We start from the raw sequence: 16,841 nt of genomic DNA, 5'->3' as shown, positions 1-16,841 counted from the left end.
GCCGTCGGCTACACTCGGGTCGGACGGATAGGAGGAGAAAACGTGGCCAAGACCGCGTTCGTGACCGGCGCAACGGGTTTCATCGGGCTCAATCTGGTCGAGCGGCTATGTCGCGAAGGCTGGTCGGTGATCGCCTTACACCGTGCCGGCTCCGACATCCGGCTACTCGAGCAGTGGGGCGTACAGCGGGTGGTGGGCGACATCACCGACGGCCGAAGTCTTCGGGGGCACATACCCGAGGGCGTTGATGTGGTGTTTCATGTGGCGGGTAATACGCGCCTGTGGACGCGGGTGCGGGCCGAACAGATGCGTGTCAACGTCAAGGGCACGCGCAATGTGGTTCGCGCAGCGCTGGCCGCGCGGGCGCAGCGCTTCGTGCACATGTCCAGCATCGTCGCCTTCGGTCTCCATGGCGGTACGATCACTGAAGAGACACCGACGCGCGGCAGCAGCTCCGCCATCCACTATGTGCGCAGCAAGGCCCTTGCGGAGCGCGAGGTACGTCGCGGTATTACCGCCGGGTTGGCGGCGGTGATTGTCAACCCCAGCAATACCATGGGTGCCTACGATCTTCACAACTGGGCCCGCTTGTTCCGCCTGGTTCGTCAGCACCGGACGCCGGCCATGCCGCCCGGCGGCGGCAGTTTTTGTCATGCCGAGGAGGTGGCGCGCATGCTGATCGCGGCGGCGGAGCGGGGGCGGGTTGGCCAGAACTATCTGTTGGGTGGTGCCCAGACCAGCTACGTCGGTCTGGTCAAGGCGATCGCCGGCGAGCTTGGTGTCAAACGACGGGTCTGGATGATGCCGCCAGCGGTCCTGCATCGGTATGCACAGGTTGAGGAGCTGGCATCGGTGCTGTTTCGCCGTGAACCTGACATCACGCGTGAAGCCGTGGCCCTGCTTTCAGAGAATCTGTATTGCAGCAGCCGCAAGGCCGAACGGGAGTTGGGCTACCAGGCGCGTCCGCTGGAGGCGATGATCGCTGACAGTCATCACTGGCTCCGTCAAAGGGAGGCGTGACCGGGAATCAGCCAGCCGCGCGCCGCTGCTCAGGCGGAGGCCGCCAGTTCTTCGGCAAGGCATCGCGGACCTCTTTTCGCTTGGCGAGCAATCGCGCCCGGGCCTGCTCGTCGACCCCACTCAGTCGCAGGCCGGCGTCGAGTTGCGCCAAGGCGTTTCCGAAGTCGCCGCGGACCGCCAGGTAGGTCCCCATCTGGTAGGCCGCTTCGGCGAGATCGCCGGTCTCGCGTGCTGCGTCGGCGAGCAGCCGATAGGTCTGCACCTGGGTGCCCAATGACTGCTCGTGGGCCAACAGAATCTGTCGTGCTTTCGCCGCGTGACCGTTGGTCATCAGTGCATCGGCATAGGCGAAGATCGCCGGGGTATAGCGCGGATACAGGCTGAGCGCACGATCCAGCGTTGCCAGGCCGGCTTCGACCTTGTGGGCCTGCCGCTGTGCGTCTCCTTGGGCAAGCAGCAGGTTCACCTGCCGGGGATGTTGCTGCAGGGCGATCTCCAGGGTGTCGAGCGCGGCGTCGGGCTGGCCCAATTGGGTCTGTGCCAGTGCCATACCGTAGCGATGCGCCGTCGTGTCGCGACCGGCCCGCAGCAGCTGGCTGTAGTACTCAAGCGCTTGGCTGGGGCGGCTGAAGCTGCGCACCCGTGCCCGCGCCTGCATCAGCTCGAACTCGATGCTGTCGGTGTAGTCGATCTGTGGCATCTCGGCGGCGCGCGCCTTGGCCTCGGAGACGCGTGTGGTGTTGAGCGGATGGGTCCGCAGGAACTCCGGCAGGCCGCTGCCGTAAAGCCGCGATTGCTGCTCAAGTGTGCCGAAGAAACTGGCCATGCCATTGGGGTCGTAGCCCGCGCGCGCCAGCGTCTGGATGCCGATGCGATCAGCCTCCAGTTCATGCGCGCGGGTGTAGTTGACCTGCCGTTGGTAGTTGATGGCCTGACCGAGCGACAGCGCACCGATGACCAGGTCCGGGTCGGCGGAGCCGGCAATGATCGCGGCCAGCACGGCCGCCCAGGTGGCGAGGGTGGCGGCTTGGGTGCCCTCCTGGGTTCGCGCGATATGCCGTTGCGTGACATGGGCGAGTTCGTGACCCATGACGCCCGCCACTTCGCTCTCGCGCTGGGCCGCGGTGATCAGGCCGCGGTTCATGCCGACGAAGCCGCCAGGCAGGGCGAAGGCGTTGATGCGGTTGTCGGCAATCAGGAAGAACTGCAGGTTGGGGATGTTTCGGCCGGAGGCGGCGGCCAGCTTCCAACCCAGCCGGGACACATAGTCGCTGAGCTCCGGGTCTTCATCGACATAGTCGTAAGCGTAGAGCTGCGAAACAATCTCGTTGCCCAGCTTGCGTTCTTCCAGCGGCGTCATGGCGTTGTCAGCCGGCTCGCCGATCTGCGGCAGGTCGATCAATGTCGCCGGCAACTCGTTCTGGGCATGCACCATGGGCAGGGCCACGGCCAGCACGCCGGCTGGCAGGATGCGTCGCAAGGGGGGGAGGCGGGGCATGTGGGATTCCGTCAGACTCGGTCTAAGACGGTGGTGTGCCGCCACAAGTTCATTCGTGTCACCGGGCCTGCCCCAGCGATTCGCCCATCCGCAGCGTCTGCGCGCCCTGGAGGGTATGCGACCACTGCACCAGGCCAGGCGTGGTCAACAGGATCACGGTCGATCCCATGTTGAATCGGCCCATCTCGTCGCCGCGCTGCAGTGCCAGTGGCGTCGTCGGTCGCTGCAGGTCTCCGGGAGGGCCGCGATGATGGGGCGGCGTTACCGCGCCGGTCCAGACGGTTTCAATGCCGCCGACGAACAGCGCGCCAACCAGCACCATCGCGAACGCGCCCTGGTCACTATCGAAGAAGGCGACGAGCCGTTCGTTTCGGGCGAACAGTCGTGGCATGGCGCGGGCAGTGCTGGCGTTGACGCTGAACAGGCGACCCGGAATGTAGCGCCACCCTGACAGTCGCCCCGACAGTGGCATGTGAATCCGGTGATAGTTGTACGGTGCCAAATAGATGGTGGCGAAATCGCCCCCCGTGAATCGGGCAGCGTCGGCCGCGTCTGCCAGCAATGAGGCGGCATCATAGTCGTGACCCTTGGCCTGCATCAGCCGTCCTGCCTGAAGGGGGCCGAACTGGCTCAAGGTACCGTCGACCGGGCTCAAAAGCGCGGGTGCCGGTGCTAGTGGACGGGCTGACGGTTGCAGTGCGCGGGTGAAGAAGGCATTGAAGTCGACGAACGCGTCGGGCTCGGTTTCAATCGCTTCGTCCAGGCGGATGCCGAAGCCGCGCATGAACACACGAATGAACAGGTTCTTGAACGGTTTCCATCGCACGCGCGTGAGTCGGTACATGCACAACGACAGCAGGCGGGTGGGCAGACACCGTTGCAGGAGCGCGAACAGGCGGTCGCTGGCGCGGGCGGTGCTCATGCGTCCGGGCCCGAGCCCATGAGGGTCTGAAGGTCGGAGACGATGCCGGGGACATCGAATGGCGGGGTGATGAACGCCGCCAGCTGACCACGTGGGTTGAGAACCGCCACTGCGCTGGAATGGTCCACGGTGTAGCTATCGCCGGTGGGGACCTTGGCGTAGGCAACACTGAGCGCGCGCGCCACCCGTGCCAGCGCCGGCTCGTCGGTGGTGAAGGCGCCGAATCCAGGGTCGAAATGCTGAACATAGGCCTGTAGCCGTGTCGGGTCATCGCGCTCCGGATCGACCGAGAACAGCTGCACTGAGATCGCCGGCAGCGCATCGTGAACCTGTGCCAGCTGTGCCAGCGTGGCCGGACAAATATCCGGACAGTAGGTGAACCCGGCAAACACCAATTGCCAGCGTCCGGTGAAGCTGTCGAGCGGACGCTCGGTGCCGCTGTCGTCGGTGACGGTCAGGTCGCTCGGCAAGGTCCGTGGCGCCGGCAGCACCGTGAGATGGGCAAGCTCACCCGTCGTCGGGCGAGATAGCAGGGCGGCGACGACGACACCGGCGACGACAGCGGCGATGGCAACCAGGGCAGTCAGAAAGGAACGCTGCATACGGATTTCCGGGTAGGCGGCGCGGCGGCCGACGAGAGATGACTTATCATTTCATTATTCCACGGACTTCCCGGCATCGCGTCGGTTCCTCATGCCCAAGCTCACCGACGACACTGCCGGACTCTCTTGTATTGCTGACTGGGTGCGCTGGGCGGCCAGTCGATTTGCCGAAGCCGGGCTCAGTTACGGCCATGGCACCGACAACGCGCTGGATGAGGCTTACCATCTGGTGTTGCACGCCCTGCACCTGCCGACGGATCTGCCGGCGGTCTATCTTCAGACCCACCTCACCGCGAGCGAGCAATCAGCGGTGCTGGCGCTGTTGCGTCGCCGGCTCGAGACCCGGGTGCCGGCCGCCTATCTGATCGGTGAGATCATGTTCGCCGGCCTGCCGTTCAGTGTCGATGCCCGTGTGCTGGTGCCTCGGTCTCCGTTCGCGGAATTGATCGAGCGGGGCTTCGGACCTTGGGTTCAGGATGAGCCAACGTCGATACTGGACCTGTGTACCGGCTCAGGCTGTATCGGTATTGCCTGCGCCGTCGCCTTCGATCAGGCGCAGGTGGATCTGGCCGACCTCTCGGCCGAAGCGTTGGTGGTGGCACAGCGCAATGTCGAGCGTCACCACTTGACTGCACGGGTCGCGCTGCATCAGGGCGATCTGTGGGCGGCGGTGGGTGACCGCCGTTATGACCTCATCGTCAGCAATCCGCCGTATGTGCCGACCGCCGAGTGGACCGCGCTCGCCGAGGAGTACCGCCGCGAGCCGCGCATGGCCTTGGAGGCCGGTGCGGATGGCATGGCGCTGGTGGCGCGGATACTGGCCGACGCGGCGGCGCACCTGTCCGAGGGCGGATGGCTGTTTTGTGAAGTGGGCGGCAGCGTCGAAGAATTCGAGGCTCGCTGGCCGAGATTGCCGGTGACCTGGGTTGATTTCAGCCGCGGCGGCGACGGGGTTTTCGTGATTTCGCGGCACGACCTGGTCGCCGACGCGGCCATGGTGTCCTCGCAGTCGTCACCGTAAGCCCACAAACAGCGATAATGGCGGCTGGTCCTCCCGCGCGTCGCCGTGCGGGCACAGCATCGAGTTGATATGTCCGGCAATACCTTCGGCACCCTGTTCACCGTCACCAGTTTCGGCGAGTCCCATGGGCCTGCGATCGGCTGCGTGATCGACGGCTGCCCGCCGGGCCTGATGTTGAGCGAAGCCGATATCCAGCCTGACCTTGATCGTCGCCGCCCGGGGACGTCAAAGTTCGTCACCCAGCGCAAGGAAGCGGATCAGGTGCGCATCCTGTCCGGCGTGTTCGACGGCCGCACCACCGGCACACCGATTGCGTTGATGATCGAGAACACCGACCAGCGGTCCTACGACTACGCCAAGATCGAGCAGGTGTTCAGGCCGAATCACGCCGATTACACCTACTTGCAGAAGTACGGTCTGCGCGATCATCGTGGCGGCGGCCGCTCGTCGGCGCGTGAGACGGCAGTGCGGGTGGCGGCAGGCGCGGTTGCGCGCAAATGGTTGCGTGAACGTCATGGCATCGAAGTCCGTGGCTGCCTTGAACAGATGGGCGACATCCACTGCGGGCGCAGCGACTGGTCGGCGGTCAACCAGAATCCATTCTTCTGTGCCGACCCCGAGCGCCTGCCGGCCCTGGAGGCTGCGGTGACCGCCTTGCGTGAGCAGGGTGACTCGATCGGCGCCGCACTCTATGTCGAGGCGCGGGGCGTGCCGCCGGGGTGGGGCGAGCCGGTGTTTGACCGTCTTGACGCGGACCTTGCGCACGCGCTGATGGGCATCAATGCGGTCAAGGGTGTCGAGATCGGAGAGGGCATGGCGGTCGCCGGTCTCCGCGGCACCGCACATCGTGACGAGATGGCACCCGAAGGGTTCCTCAGCAATCACTCCGGTGGCATTGCCGGCGGCATTTCCACCGGACAGACGATCTGGGCCCGGTATGCGATCAAGCCGACGTCGAGCATCACCACCCCCGGTCGTTCCGTCAATGACCGGGGAGAGGCCGTCGACATGCGCACCACCGGACGCCACGATCCCTGCGTCGGGCTGCGCGCCACCCCGATCGGCGAGGCCATGATGGCCCTGGTACTGATCGATCATGCCTTGCGTCACCGGGCGCAGTGCGGCGACGTGGTGTCCACCGCCCCCCTTCTGGCGCCGGGCCCAGATCACTAGCCGCGCGCAGTAGCGGCGGCACCGCAGCGGTCGGGGCGGCGCCCGAAAAGCCTTACACTACGCGTCTTCGGGATGCCCTCAGGCTCGCCCGCGCCCGCCTTGCACTCTCCCGAGGTTCTGATGTCCGCTGCTTCAACCCCCGCCGTTCCCTCCAGCTTTGCCGAGCTTGGCTTGCCGCCCACGCTGGTCGCCGTGCTCGCCGCCGTTGGCTACGAGGCGCCCTCGCCAATTCAGGCTGCGACCATTCCGCCGTTGATGGAGGGGCGCGACGTGCTGGGCATGGCGCAAACCGGCACCGGCAAGACCGCGGCATTCGCCCTGCCGGTGTTGGCGCGGGTCAACCTGGGCCTGGCGGCGCCGCAGGCGCTGGTGCTCACGCCGACCCGTGAGCTGGCGATCCAGGTGGCCGAGGCGTTCCAGCGCTATGCGGCAACGCTGCCAGGGTTCCGGGTTTTGCCGATCTATGGTGGACAGCACTATCAGCCGCAGCTCAGTGGCCTGCGTCGCGGTGTGCATGTGGTGGTGGGCACCCCGGGACGGGTCCGCGATCACCTGACCCGCGGCACGCTCAAGCTCGATCAGATCACCACGGTCGTGCTCGATGAAGCCGATGAAATGCTGAAGATGGGGTTTGCCGACGAGGTGGACTTCATCCTCCAGCAGGCCCCGAAAACGCGGCAGGTCGCACTATTCTCGGCGACCATGCCGACGGCCGTGCGGCGGATTGCGCAGACGCACCTGCGGGATCCTGCGGAAATCACTATCGCCTCGAAAACACGCACCGCGGCCGACGTCAAACAGCGTTACTGGCTGGTCAGCGGCGCCCACAAGATGGAAGCGGTCACGCGGATTCTCGAAGCAGAGCCGTTTGACGCCATGATCGTCTTTTCGCGCACCAAGGCGATGACCACCGAGCTCGCCGAGAAGCTGCAGGCCCGTGGCTTCTCCGCTGCCGCACTGAACGGTGACATGCCGCAGAACGAGCGCGAGCGCACGGTGGCGCGGCTCAAGGACGGCAGCCTGGACATCATCGTTGCCACCGACGTTGCGGCGCGCGGACTTGATGTCGAACGTATCAGTCATGTCCTCAACTACGACATTCCCACCGACAGCGAGTCGTACATTCACCGCATCGGTCGCACCGGCCGTGCCGGACGCAGCGGGGAGGCGATTGTCTTCGTCGCCCCGCGCGAGCGCGGCTTGTTGAGGGTCATCGAGCGTGCCACCCGGCAACCGATAACCGAGATGCGGCTGCCCACCCTGCAGGACGTCTACGCACGCCGCGAAGCGCGGTTCCGCGATCAGGTGCTGGAGGCGGTGGCGGACGACGGTCACGGCAACGACCCGCGCCCGCTGCTGGAGTCGATCGCGGCCGACAACAACCTCAGCATTCTCGATGTGGCCGCGGCCCTGGCACGGTTGGTGCGCGGCCCGGCCGCCAGTGCCGAGGTGGATCGCGCTCAGGCTTCGGTCACCCAGGCCTCGGCGCGAGGGCCTGCTGCCCGCGAGCGGCCACGTCGCGAGCGGCCAGACGGTGAATCAGCCGGCGCTGCTCCGGTGACGGCCGCCGCGCCCCGCCCGGACCGCGCTGGCAAAGGCACGTCGCCGGTCCCGCCGGGCATGGTTCGGTACCGGGTGGAGGTCGGGTACGAGCACCAGCTGCGGCCGGGACAACTGGTCGGGGCGATTGCCAATGAGGCGGATCTCGACAGCCAGTACATCGGCCGAATCGACATCTTCGACGACTACACGCATATCGATTTGCCCGAGGGCATGCCCCCGGCGACATCGCGGATTCTCGCCAAGGCCTGGGTGTGCGGACGTCAACTGCGGTTGCGACCGGCTGATGCCCCGGCACCGGCCGCTCCATCGCCGCGCCCCCCCCGACCGCCCCGAGCACCGGGTGGGTCCAAGCCGAAATCGGCCGGACCACGCAAGTCGTGACGCCGTGACCCCATGACGCGTCCGGCTGGCGAACTGCCCGCCAGTCGGCTGGCGGGCTTCTACTTCTTCTACTACGCCACGGTTGGCGCCTTCATGCCGTACTGGGCGCCGTATCTGGAGGCGCGCGGATTCTCGGCCATCCAGATGGGGGTGGCCTTTGCGCTGATGGGCCTGAGTCGCTCGATCATGCCGGTGGTCTGGGGCATCTGGGCCGATATCAGCGAGCGGCGGATTGCCGTGGTGCGGGGCTCCGCCGCGGTTTCGTTGGTGCTGTTTCTCAGCATTCCGTTCGTCGACGGGCTGTGGTGGATCGCGGCCCTCATGCTCGCCTATTCGCTGTTCTGGCATGCTCTGCTGCCCCAGTTCGAGGTGGTGGCACTGAACCACCTGGCGCGTACCGGTGGTGACTACTCACGGGTGCGTCTCTGGGGCTCGGTTGGTTTCGTGTTTGCGGTGTTGTCGCTGGGCCCGCTGCTGGATCAGTTCGGCATGCTGCCGCTGCCGTTTCTGGTGGGGACGATGTGGGTGGGCATGGTCGTGACGGCCTGGCAGGTGCCGGATGCCCAGATGGTGCATGGTGGGGACCATGTACCCGGGGCGATCTGGGCGGTACTGCGACGACCCGAGGTGCTGGCATTGTTGGGTGTATGCCTTGCGTCGCAGATGAGCTTTGCGCCCTACTACAACTTCTTCACGCTGTTCCTCGAGCGGCATGGCTATTCGCGTGGTGTGGCCGGCGTTCTCTGGGCACTCGGGGTGACCGCAGAAATCGGTTTGTTCTGGGTCATGCGTCCGGTCATCCAACGGGTCGGTGCACGCCGCCTGATGTTGGCGGCATTGGCGACGACAGCCCTGCGCTGGGCGGTGATCGGTGTGGCGGTGGACAGCTGGCTGCTGCTGGTGCTCGCCCAGATCAGCCATGCGCTGACGTTCGGCGCCTATCATGCCGTGGCGGTGCACTATATCCAGCGGATGTTTCCCAGCCGTCTTCAGGGGCGTGGGCAGGCGATCTACAACGCGGTGGCCTACGGCGTTGGCGGCAGTATCGGCAGCCTCGCCAGCGGCTGGATGTGGGATGCGGTGTCGCCCGAAGCGACCTTCCTGACCGCCGCGCTGGTCGCGCTGCTGGGCTTCTGGTTGGGCTGGCGGCGGTTGCCCGCCTAGCGATCCGCCTCGGCGAATCGGGCGGTGCCGTCGGCGGTTACCCACAGTACGCGACAGTCGCCGGGCCGCCAGTCCGGCAGTACGATGCGTTCGCCAGCGCCGGCGGCCAGTTGCACGGCATGCGTCATCGGTCGATGGGTGTGTCCGTGAATGATGCGGGTGACCGAATGTGCATCGAAGGCGGCTGCCACGCATTCGGTGTTTACATCCATGATCGCCGACGCTTTTCGCTGTTTTTGCTGACCGCTCTCGGTACGCAGGCCGCCGGCAACGCGCTCCCTCAGAGATACCGGCAGGCGCAGGAATACCGCCTGCGCCAGCGGGTTGCGCGCGAACCGGCGAAAGCGTTGGTAACCGACATCGTCGATGCACCAGCGGTCGCCATGCGACAGCAGGGTCGATCGGGTCCCCAGCGTCACCACGGCCGGGTCCGGTAGTAGCCGGGTGCCGGTGGCATGGGTGAAGGTCTGCCCCAGCAGAAAGTCACGATTGCCGTGCTGCAGCAACACCGGGACACCGGCGGCAGTCAGCGCCTTCAAGGCGGCGATCTCTTCGGCGTAGACCTCCACGCCCACATCATCGCCAATCCAGTATTCGAAAAGGTCGCCGAGGATGTAGACGGCCGATGCCGAACGCGCCGACCCTGCAAGCAGCGCCCGGAGGCGCTGTCGCAGCGGGGACGGCGCGGCCGGCAGGTGCAGATCGGACAGCAGCAGCGTGTCCACCCGCGCGGTCACTCGCCGCTGACGACCTCAGCCTTCTCGATAATCACCGGCTTGGTCGGCACGTCACGGCCGAACGGCGGCAGGTTGCCGGTCGGGGAGGTGGCGATGGCATCCACCACGTCCATGCCGGCCGTCACCTTGCCGAACACCGCGTATCCCCATCCATCCTGCCCGGGATAGTCGAGGAAGTCGTTGTCCGCGTGATTGATGAAGAACTGCGAACTGGCCGAATGCGGATCGCCGGTGCGCGCCATGGCGATGGTGCCCCGGCGGTTCTTGAGACCATTCTTGGCTTCGTTGGAGATCGGCGCGCGGGTGTTGCGCTGTTGGGATTTCACGTCATAGCCGCCTCCCTGAATCATGAAGCCGCGAATAACGCGGTGAAACACGAGCCCGTCGTAATGCCCGTCCTTCACGTACTGCACGAAGTTGGCGGTGCTTTCCGGCGCCTTGCCGGCGTCGAGTTCGAGATCGATGGCGCCCATGGATGTCTTCAGACGGACGTGAATCGGGTCAGCAGCAGAAACAGCGTTCATGAATAGTCCTAGCAGCAGGAGGGAGAGAAAGTGGAAGCGCATGAAGGGTCTCAGGCGGTCAGGGAAGCGGATGCATTGCTCACGGCGGCCAGCGCGCGCGCCAATCGATGATGCGGCGATTCCCCCGTGGTCGGGTCGGACAGGATACGCCGAAATGCCCGACCGCCCGGTTCGCCGCGATAAAGCCCGAGAATGTGTCGCCCCAGACGGTTGAACGGTAGCCCCTGTCGTTGCAGTGTTTCAGCATAGGGTTCGAGCGCCGCGATCACATCTGCGCGATCATCGGCGGGGTTCTCGGTGGCGCCGAACAAACGAGTGTCGACGGTCGCCAGCAACCATGGATGTTCATAGGCCGCACGTCCGAGCATCACTCCATCGACCTCTGCAAGATGCGCTTCACAGTCATCAAGCGAACGGATGCCGCCGTTGACGACAATGGTCAGCGCGGGGAAGTCCTGCTTGAGGCGATAGACATGCTCATAGGTCAGGGGCGGGATCTCGCGATTTTCACGCGGCGACAGACCCTGTAGCCAGGCTTTGCGGGCATGCACGATGAACACCTCGCAGCCACCTGCCGCGACGGTCTCGACGAAATGCCTTAGAAACGGATAGTCCTCGCTGTCGTCGACGCCGATACGGTGTTTGACGGTGACCGGAATGTCGCATGCGCGACGCATGGCGGCGACCGCGGCGGCAACGCGGTCCGGCTCACGCATCAAACAGGCGCCGAAGCGACCCTCTTGCACCCGGTCAGAAGGGCAGCCGCAATTGAGGTTGATCTCGTCAAAGCCGGCACGCATGCCCATCTCGGCGCAGCGGGCCAGGGCATCCGCTTCGCTGCCGCCGAGCTGCAGTGCAACCGGATGTTCGATCGGGTCACGCTGAAGGAAACGGGCGGCATCGCCGTGCAGCAAGGCGCCGGTTGTGACCATCTCGGTGTACAGGCGCGCGTGCCGCGTCAGTTGCCGGTGAAAGTAGCGGCAGGCAGGCGTGGTCCAGTCCATCATCGGCGCGACCGAAAAGCGCCAGGGTGAAGGGGGAGTCGTGTGCATGCGCGGGGCAGGGGAGGCGGCCGTACAGAATACCCCGCAGGGCGCCGGATCGCAGCGCCATTGGCAGCGCCGACGGCGGCTGCGTCCCTGCGGTGCTGGACCTGCGCCTGGGTCCTGCCACAATCTGACCTGTACTTCTTACAGGAGCATTTCCGCATGGCCGCTGCCACTCCGACTGATCGAATCCGCTTCTCCGCCCTCTGCCGTGGTGCGTTGACGGGCATTCCGACGACCCCTCGCCTGCTCAAGGGCCTATGGGGGTTGGCGACGCTCAAGCCGGATTCACCCCGGAGCATCGGGCGGCTGCTGCAGACCCATGCCGAGCGTCGGCCGGATGCGCCGGCGCTGCGCTTCGAAGATGAGGTCTGGACCTATGCGCAGTTCAATGCCTGGGCCAATCGGCTGGCAGACGTGTTGCGGCAGCAGGGCATCGGTGCGGGCGACGTGGTGGCGGTGCTGGTCGAAAATCGGCCGTTGGTGCTGGCGGCTGTTGCCGGTATCGTCAAGCTTGGGGCGGTGGCTGCGATGGTCAATCATCAGCAACGTGGTGAGGTGTTGCGGCACAGTCTCAAACTGACATCGCCGAAGTTGGCGCTGGTTGGTGCCGAGTGCGCTGAGGCCTGGCAATCGGTCGGGGGGGACACGCCGCCTGTCCTGTGGGACGGCGCGGACGCCCCGAACGGCGCACTGCAACTGGCGCCGCTGCTGGCGCAAGCGCAGGACGGCGAGCCGGCGGAACTGGAATCGGTGTCCGCCAACCAGCCCTGCTTCTATATCTTCACCAGTGGTACGACAGGCCTCCCGAAAGCCTCGCGGATGACACACTATCGCTGGCTCCGCGGTATGGCCGGGCTGGGCCAGATGGGTTTGCGTCTTGGTCCGGACGACGTGCTGTATTGTTGCTTGCCGCTCTATCACAACAACGCCCTGACCGTGAGCTGGGGCGCGGTACTCGGCGCCGGAGCCACCTTTGCGCTGGGACGTCGGTTCAGTGCTTCGCGGTTCTGGGATGAGATTCGCAGGCACCGCGCCACCGCGTTCTGCTACATCGGTGAGCTCTGCCGCTATCTGTTGAACCGGCCGGCGACCCCCGGCGACCGCGATCACAGTGTCCATTCGGTCATTGGAAACGGCTTGCGTCCGGAAATCTGGGCTGCATTCCAAGACCGGTTCGGCATTCGCAATGTCAGTGAGTTCTACGGTGCCAGTGAATCCAACCTCGCTTTCGTCAACGGCTTCAATGTCCAGCGCACGGCGGGCTTCTGCCCGATGCCGTTCGCGGTGGTGGCCTTCGATGCAGATGCCGAGCAGCCACGCCGAGGTGCCGATGGCTACATGCGAAAAGTGGCTACTGGCGACACCGGCCTGCTGATCACCGAGGTGTCCGAGAAAACGCCGTTTGACGGGTACACCGACCCGCAGGCGAGTGAGGCGAAGCTGTTGCGCAACGTCTTTGCTCCGGGTGATTGCTGGTTCAACACCGGCGACCTGGTGCGCGATCAGGGGTTTCGCCACATCCAGTTCGTTGATCGTGTCGGCGATACCTTCCGTTGGAAGGGAGAAAATGTCGCCACCACCGAGGTTGAGGCGGCGCTGGGCGCTTTCCCGGGGATCGAACAGGCGGTTGTCTACGGGGTAGCCATTCCCGATGCCGATGGTCGCGCCGGGATGGCAGCCCTCACCCTGTCCGGCAGTCTGGACGGTGCTGCGCTGTCACGGCATCTGGCCGATGCACTGCCGGCCTACGCCATTCCGCTGTTCTTGCGGTTGCGCGCCGAGCAGGAGACCACGGCCACGTTCAAGTACCGCAAGGTGGACCTCAAACGTGAGGGCTTCGATCCGGCGCGGGTGGTCGATCCGCTCTGGGTACGGTGGACGCCGGAGGCTTATGTCCCGTTGACTGCCGACCATGTCGCGGCGATCCACCGTGGTGAGTGGCGCGGCTGACAACTGCGGTTCGCGCCGCTGCCATGTGCCGCCCTGATCTGGCCCGGCACACTGCTGGAAACCATTGCCGAATCACGTCATGAAAGTGCCCCTGAATATCCAGCGCAGCCTGGTCATCGAAGCCGCGCCGGCGAAAGCGTTGGCGTTGCTCGATGATCTGGAGTCCACCATCAAACGCTTTCCCAAGTTGAAGCGATTGCGGAAGTTGGGGGAGCTCCAGTATGTCTGGGAGATGGAGACCATCGGCTCGCGGATGGCCAAAATTGCCCACAACGTCAGTTATGGCGCCGCCTACCAACTGGACCGTGAGGCCGGCGAGCTGCGCTGGGCACCGCTGCCGGATCACGGCAACGCGCGCATTGCCGGGCGGTTTCGACTGCAACCGGAGGGGGGCAGCCAGACCCGCTTGAGCTTCTCGGTCGAAGGTGAGTTGCGGGATGTGCCCGTGCCGCTGGTATATCGCTTGGTGGCACCGCCCTTCATCCAGGGCAAGTTCACCAGTCTGGTGGATCGCTTCCTCGCCGCCACCGAAGACGCTTTGCGGCGCTGATCCGCAAAAGCCAGGGACAAAAAAAGGCACCGCATGCGGTGCCTTTTCTCTTTGGTGGCGACGACTAGCGACGACGTGCCATTCGTGACAGGTTGCCCGGCTCGAAATGGCGGTCCTCGAAGCTGATGTCGAAGTCGGTGACCTGGTCTTCGTTCGCCAGCGTGGTGGCGAAGTAGCGCTTCGATTGCAGGTCGTAGATCAGTTCGGGAATCCCGGTGGTGGTCGGGACGAATGGCGCGGTCAGCAGGTGTGCCTCTTGTACTTTCCAGAGCCCGCCACGATCGTCATAGCAGTCAACCACCGCGATGCTCCAGGAATCCTCGTCGACGTAGAACACGCGCTTGGCGAAGTTATGACGGGTGCCGTCCTTCAGCGTGGCCTCCACCACCCAGACGCGATGGAGCTCGAACCGGGTCAATTTGGGGTTGACGTGGAACGGGGTGAGGATGTCGTCGTACTTCACCTTCGGCGAGTTGATCTCGTAGGCGTTGTAGGGGATGTACATTTCCTTCTTGCCGATCAGCTTCCAGTTGTAGCGATCCAGGGCGCCGTTGAAGACGTCGATCTGGTCGTTGTACTGCTCGTTGTCGGTACCGACTGCCGGGTTGTCATAGCCGACGTCGGGCGCGCGATTGACGCGGCCGAGTCCGGGAGAGAACAGCCAGGCCGAACGCCCGCCGGAGGCCTGGTCGGCCGTCTCATGGACCAACGTCAGCTGTCCGGCGACACGCGGCGGCGAAACGGTTTCGGACAGGTAGTAGGCAATGATCTTGCTTGATTTATCGTCCTGCTCATCGAGATTGGCGTACTTGAATTTCACGTCTTCGATGATCTTGGTGATGGTGTAGCTGCCATCGGGCTTGACGATCGCCTGGTTGTTGAATCGCCGTGCCGCCGACCCGCGGAACTTCATCTTGTGGTTCCAGATCACCTCCGCGCCGCTCTTCGGTAGCGGGAACGGGAATCCGATCTTGGCACCCTTCACCGAATCGGTGCCGATCAGCTCGGCGCGCGTGGCATTGAGCTTGGTTTCCTCGTAGATCCGGTCCGGGAAGAAGGCCGTTCGCACGCCCTTGTAGACCGGGATCTGGAACGACGGGTATTGCTGCAGCATCGCCTTGTGACCATCGGTCAGCTTATCGGCGTACTGCGCCATGTTGTCCTTGGTGATGGTGAACTGCGGCGTTAGCAGGTCTCCACTCAGGGCGCCTCGGAATTTGGCCTCCAGTTCGTCGGGGTCGCCGGTACGCAGGCGTTCCAGCTCCTCGCGGGTGAGGTCGATGGTCTCCTGGGGGAAGTTCGACTTTCCGGTCCACTCGGGGATGCTGCCGTCGGCGTTGCCAGCGCGGATGGCGCCGGTCGGGGTCAGATCCTTGCCGAGACGGGCGGCTTCGTCGGCACTGACGCCGGCCATCAGTGGCAGTGGGAGTGCCAGACACAGGGTTGCCAGCAGCTGACGATAAGGGGGTGAAACGGTCATGGGTGCTCTCCTCGTTTAAATCGGTAGCGGGGTCCGCGTCTGGTGCGCGGTGGTTTCGGAAACGGGTTTCACAGTGGTCTGTCGGTCAGCTGACGTCGTTTGCGGGGGCGCCGCTGGTTGTCGGCGCTTCGACCAATGCGCGCTTACGGTCGCGGTATTGGACCGGGGTCATACCGGACCAACGCTTGAACGCGCGATAAAAGGTGCTGGGTTCCGAGAACCCGGTGAGATAGACGATATTGTCGATTGGCTCCTCGGTGTCAGCGAGCAGTCGGCGCGCCAATCGGTAGCGGAATTCCGCAAGTAACTGCGTAAAGCTGGTGCCGGCCTGCGATAGCTCGAACCTCAGGCGCCGCTCGGGCATTCCGAGCTCGCGCGCGACCGTTTCCAGTTCACAGGTCTGTAACTCCAGCCGACGCGCGATGACGCTTTCGATCCGTTCAATCAGGTCCTGGCGCTCAAGGCGGCTGAGGCGCTTCTCGGCAACCTCTTCATGTACCTTGAGCAGGTCCGGGTCCCAACGGGAGGACGGACGGGCCAGCACCGTCGGGTCGAAATCGACTTCGCAGCTGGCGGCACTGAATGCCACCGGGCAGCCAAAAACCGATTCATAGGCTTTTAGCGGTGAGCGTTGGTCACAGGTCAGTCGGACCGCAATCGGCGCGAACTCGCCATCACTGGCATCGCGGGCAAACTGGATGATCTCGTAGGCGGTGCAGATCTCGGTATGACGCAGCACCGGTGCCCGTTCCGGCGAGCTGGAGATCACCAGTCGGGCCCGACCATGCTCGTGCACCAGACGCACATGCAGCGCATCGCTGACCAGGCGGAGAAACTTGAAGACCCGTTCGCAGCCCTCGGCCATGGTCGGGCTCGAGAACATGAGGTACTCCAGCACTTCGCCGCGGAAGGGCGGGAGGTGCGGGCAGAGCGTGAGGCCAATATCGCGATCCTCGGTTACGGCTTCGACCGTGGTCCAGAAAAACACCTGCAACTGGTGCGGCGTGCGCAGCTCGCGCAGGGGCAGTTGCTCAGCGTTGTAGCCGAGCTGGTTGTAGATGCGGTCGACATCGATCCCGGCCCGGACCAGGCCCGCATGCATCAGCAACAGCAGTTGTCCGGAGTCCCGCATTGGGTGTCTGTCCTCCTCGATTGAGCGGTTTCGCGGTGTCGGCTGGCCAGGAATGGCAGCGCCGCCAGGCCGCCG

15 protein-coding genes are annotated in these 16,841 nt (G+C 64.8%); 7 read left to right on the top strand and 8 right to left on the bottom strand.

What is annotated here, in order from left to right; translation table 11 throughout:
- Positions 1-42: 42 nt before the first annotated feature.
- Positions 43-1,020 (top strand): NAD-dependent epimerase/dehydratase family protein, encoded by a 978-nt coding sequence (locus tag JN531_RS15230; protein ID WP_228349702.1) that lies wholly within the window; start codon positions 43-45, stop codon positions 1,018-1,020.
- A gap of 7 nt (positions 1,021-1,027) precedes the next feature.
- Here JN531_RS15230 and JN531_RS15225 read toward each other — a convergent pair whose 3' ends face one another.
- From JN531_RS15225 to JN531_RS15215, 3 genes are read right to left on the bottom strand one after another with little or no spacing between them, the layout of a single operon-like run.
- Positions 1,028-2,518: a M48 family metalloprotease gene (locus JN531_RS15225; RefSeq protein ID WP_228349701.1), complete on the bottom strand. Its 1,491-nt coding sequence runs from the start codon at positions 2,516-2,518 to the stop codon at positions 1,028-1,030.
- Positions 2,519-2,576: 58 nt separating this feature from the next.
- Positions 2,577-3,440, bottom strand: coding sequence for an archaetidylserine decarboxylase (asd, locus tag JN531_RS15220; protein ID WP_228349700.1), 864 nt, complete (start codon positions 3,438-3,440; stop codon positions 2,577-2,579).
- A complete protein-coding gene (locus JN531_RS15215; RefSeq protein ID WP_228349699.1) occupies positions 3,437-4,042 on the bottom strand; it encodes an SCO family protein in 606 nt (201 codons plus the stop codon). The genes asd and JN531_RS15215 overlap by 4 nt, the downstream gene beginning before the upstream one ends.
- A 91-nt stretch (positions 4,043-4,133) precedes the next feature.
- Here JN531_RS15215 and prmB point away from each other — a divergent pair, with 91 nt between their 5' ends.
- The 4 genes from prmB (at position 4,134) to JN531_RS15195 (ending at position 9,344) form a co-directional block, all read left to right on the top strand.
- Entirely contained in the window at positions 4,134-5,063 is a 930-nt protein-coding gene (prmB, locus tag JN531_RS15210) for a 50S ribosomal protein L3 N(5)-glutamine methyltransferase (protein ID WP_228349698.1), read from the top strand.
- 69 nt (positions 5,064-5,132) lie between these two features.
- On the top strand, positions 5,133-6,236 hold the full coding sequence (aroC, locus tag JN531_RS15205; RefSeq protein ID WP_228349697.1) for a chorismate synthase: 1,104 nt from the start codon (positions 5,133-5,135) through the stop codon (positions 6,234-6,236).
- A 120-nt stretch (positions 6,237-6,356) separates the two neighbouring features.
- A complete protein-coding gene (locus JN531_RS15200) occupies positions 6,357-8,180 on the top strand; it encodes a DEAD/DEAH box helicase (protein WP_228349696.1) in 1,824 nt (607 codons plus the stop codon).
- 12 nt (positions 8,181-8,192) lie between these two features.
- A complete protein-coding gene (locus JN531_RS15195; protein WP_228349695.1) occupies positions 8,193-9,344 on the top strand; it encodes an MFS transporter in 1,152 nt (383 codons plus the stop codon).
- Here JN531_RS15195 and JN531_RS15190 read toward each other — a convergent pair.
- Genes JN531_RS15190 through dusA form a run of 3 tightly spaced genes read right to left on the bottom strand, consistent with a single transcriptional unit; the run spans position 9,341 to position 11,657 of the window.
- Positions 9,341-10,081 (bottom strand): UDP-2,3-diacylglucosamine diphosphatase, encoded by a 741-nt coding sequence (locus tag JN531_RS15190; protein ID WP_228349694.1) that lies wholly within the window; start codon positions 10,079-10,081, stop codon positions 9,341-9,343. The two genes, JN531_RS15195 and JN531_RS15190, sit on opposite strands and share 4 nt — an antisense overlap.
- Positions 10,078-10,647: a peptidylprolyl isomerase gene (locus tag JN531_RS15185; protein WP_436233298.1), complete on the bottom strand. Its 570-nt coding sequence runs from the start codon at positions 10,645-10,647 to the stop codon at positions 10,078-10,080. The genes JN531_RS15190 and JN531_RS15185 overlap by 4 nt, the downstream gene beginning before the upstream one ends.
- Positions 10,648-10,655: 8 nt before the next feature.
- Complete coding sequence (gene dusA / locus JN531_RS15180) at positions 10,656-11,657, bottom strand: tRNA dihydrouridine(20/20a) synthase DusA (protein WP_228349693.1); 1,002 nt, start codon at positions 11,655-11,657, stop codon at positions 10,656-10,658.
- A gap of 156 nt (positions 11,658-11,813) precedes the next feature.
- Here dusA and JN531_RS15175 point away from each other — a divergent pair, with 156 nt between their 5' ends.
- Positions 11,814-13,604, top strand: coding sequence for a long-chain-acyl-CoA synthetase (locus JN531_RS15175; RefSeq protein WP_228349692.1), 1,791 nt, complete (start codon positions 11,814-11,816; stop codon positions 13,602-13,604).
- Between the two features lie 79 nt (positions 13,605-13,683).
- Entirely contained in the window at positions 13,684-14,154 is a 471-nt protein-coding gene (locus JN531_RS15170; RefSeq protein WP_228349691.1) for an SRPBCC family protein, read from the top strand.
- Between the two features lie 64 nt (positions 14,155-14,218).
- Here JN531_RS15170 and JN531_RS15165 read toward each other — a convergent pair whose 3' ends face one another.
- Both JN531_RS15165 and JN531_RS15160 read right to left on the bottom strand, forming a co-directional pair.
- Positions 14,219-15,634: a DUF1329 domain-containing protein gene (locus JN531_RS15165; protein WP_228349690.1), complete on the bottom strand. Its 1,416-nt coding sequence runs from the start codon at positions 15,632-15,634 to the stop codon at positions 14,219-14,221.
- Positions 15,635-15,719: 85 nt separating this feature from the next.
- Complete coding sequence (locus JN531_RS15160; RefSeq protein ID WP_228349689.1) at positions 15,720-16,766, bottom strand: AraC family transcriptional regulator; 1,047 nt, start codon at positions 16,764-16,766, stop codon at positions 15,720-15,722.
- Between the last annotated feature and the right edge of the window lie 75 nt (positions 16,767-16,841).

This window comes from Flagellatimonas centrodinii (genome assembly GCF_016918765.2).
GTDB classification, from domain to species: Bacteria; Pseudomonadota; Gammaproteobacteria; order Nevskiales; family Nevskiaceae; genus Polycyclovorans; species Polycyclovorans centrodinii.
The sequence above is the reverse complement of the archived record's forward strand: the minus strand, read 5'-3'. Positions and strand labels throughout refer to the sequence as shown.

Coding starts and splice junctions, on each gene's coding strand:
- JN531_RS15160 (WP_228349689.1), bottom strand. CDS start 16,766: ATGCGGGACTCCGGACAACTGCTGTTGCTGATGCATGCGGGCCTGGTC.
- JN531_RS15215 (WP_228349699.1), bottom strand. CDS start 4,042: ATGCAGCGTTCCTTTCTGACTGCCCTGGTTGCCATCGCCGCTGTCGTC.
- asd (WP_228349700.1), bottom strand. CDS start 3,440: ATGAGCACCGCCCGCGCCAGCGACCGCCTGTTCGCGCTCCTGCAACGG.
- JN531_RS15195 (WP_228349695.1), top strand. CDS start 8,193: ATGACGCGTCCGGCTGGCGAACTGCCCGCCAGTCGGCTGGCGGGCTTC.
- aroC (WP_228349697.1), top strand. CDS start 5,133: ATGTCCGGCAATACCTTCGGCACCCTGTTCACCGTCACCAGTTTCGGC.
- JN531_RS15175 (WP_228349692.1), top strand. CDS start 11,814: ATGGCCGCTGCCACTCCGACTGATCGAATCCGCTTCTCCGCCCTCTGC.
- prmB (WP_228349698.1), top strand. CDS start 4,134: ATGCCCAAGCTCACCGACGACACTGCCGGACTCTCTTGTATTGCTGAC.
- JN531_RS15165 (WP_228349690.1), bottom strand. CDS start 15,634: ATGACCGTTTCACCCCCTTATCGTCAGCTGCTGGCAACCCTGTGTCTG.
- dusA (WP_228349693.1), bottom strand. CDS start 11,657: ATGCACACGACTCCCCCTTCACCCTGGCGCTTTTCGGTCGCGCCGATG.
- JN531_RS15170 (WP_228349691.1), top strand. CDS start 13,684: ATGAAAGTGCCCCTGAATATCCAGCGCAGCCTGGTCATCGAAGCCGCG.
- JN531_RS15185 (WP_436233298.1), bottom strand. CDS start 10,647: ATGCGCTTCCACTTTCTCTCCCTCCTGCTGCTAGGACTATTCATGAAC.
- JN531_RS15200 (WP_228349696.1), top strand. CDS start 6,357: ATGTCCGCTGCTTCAACCCCCGCCGTTCCCTCCAGCTTTGCCGAGCTT.
- JN531_RS15225 (WP_228349701.1), bottom strand. CDS start 2,518: ATGCCCCGCCTCCCCCCCTTGCGACGCATCCTGCCAGCCGGCGTGCTG.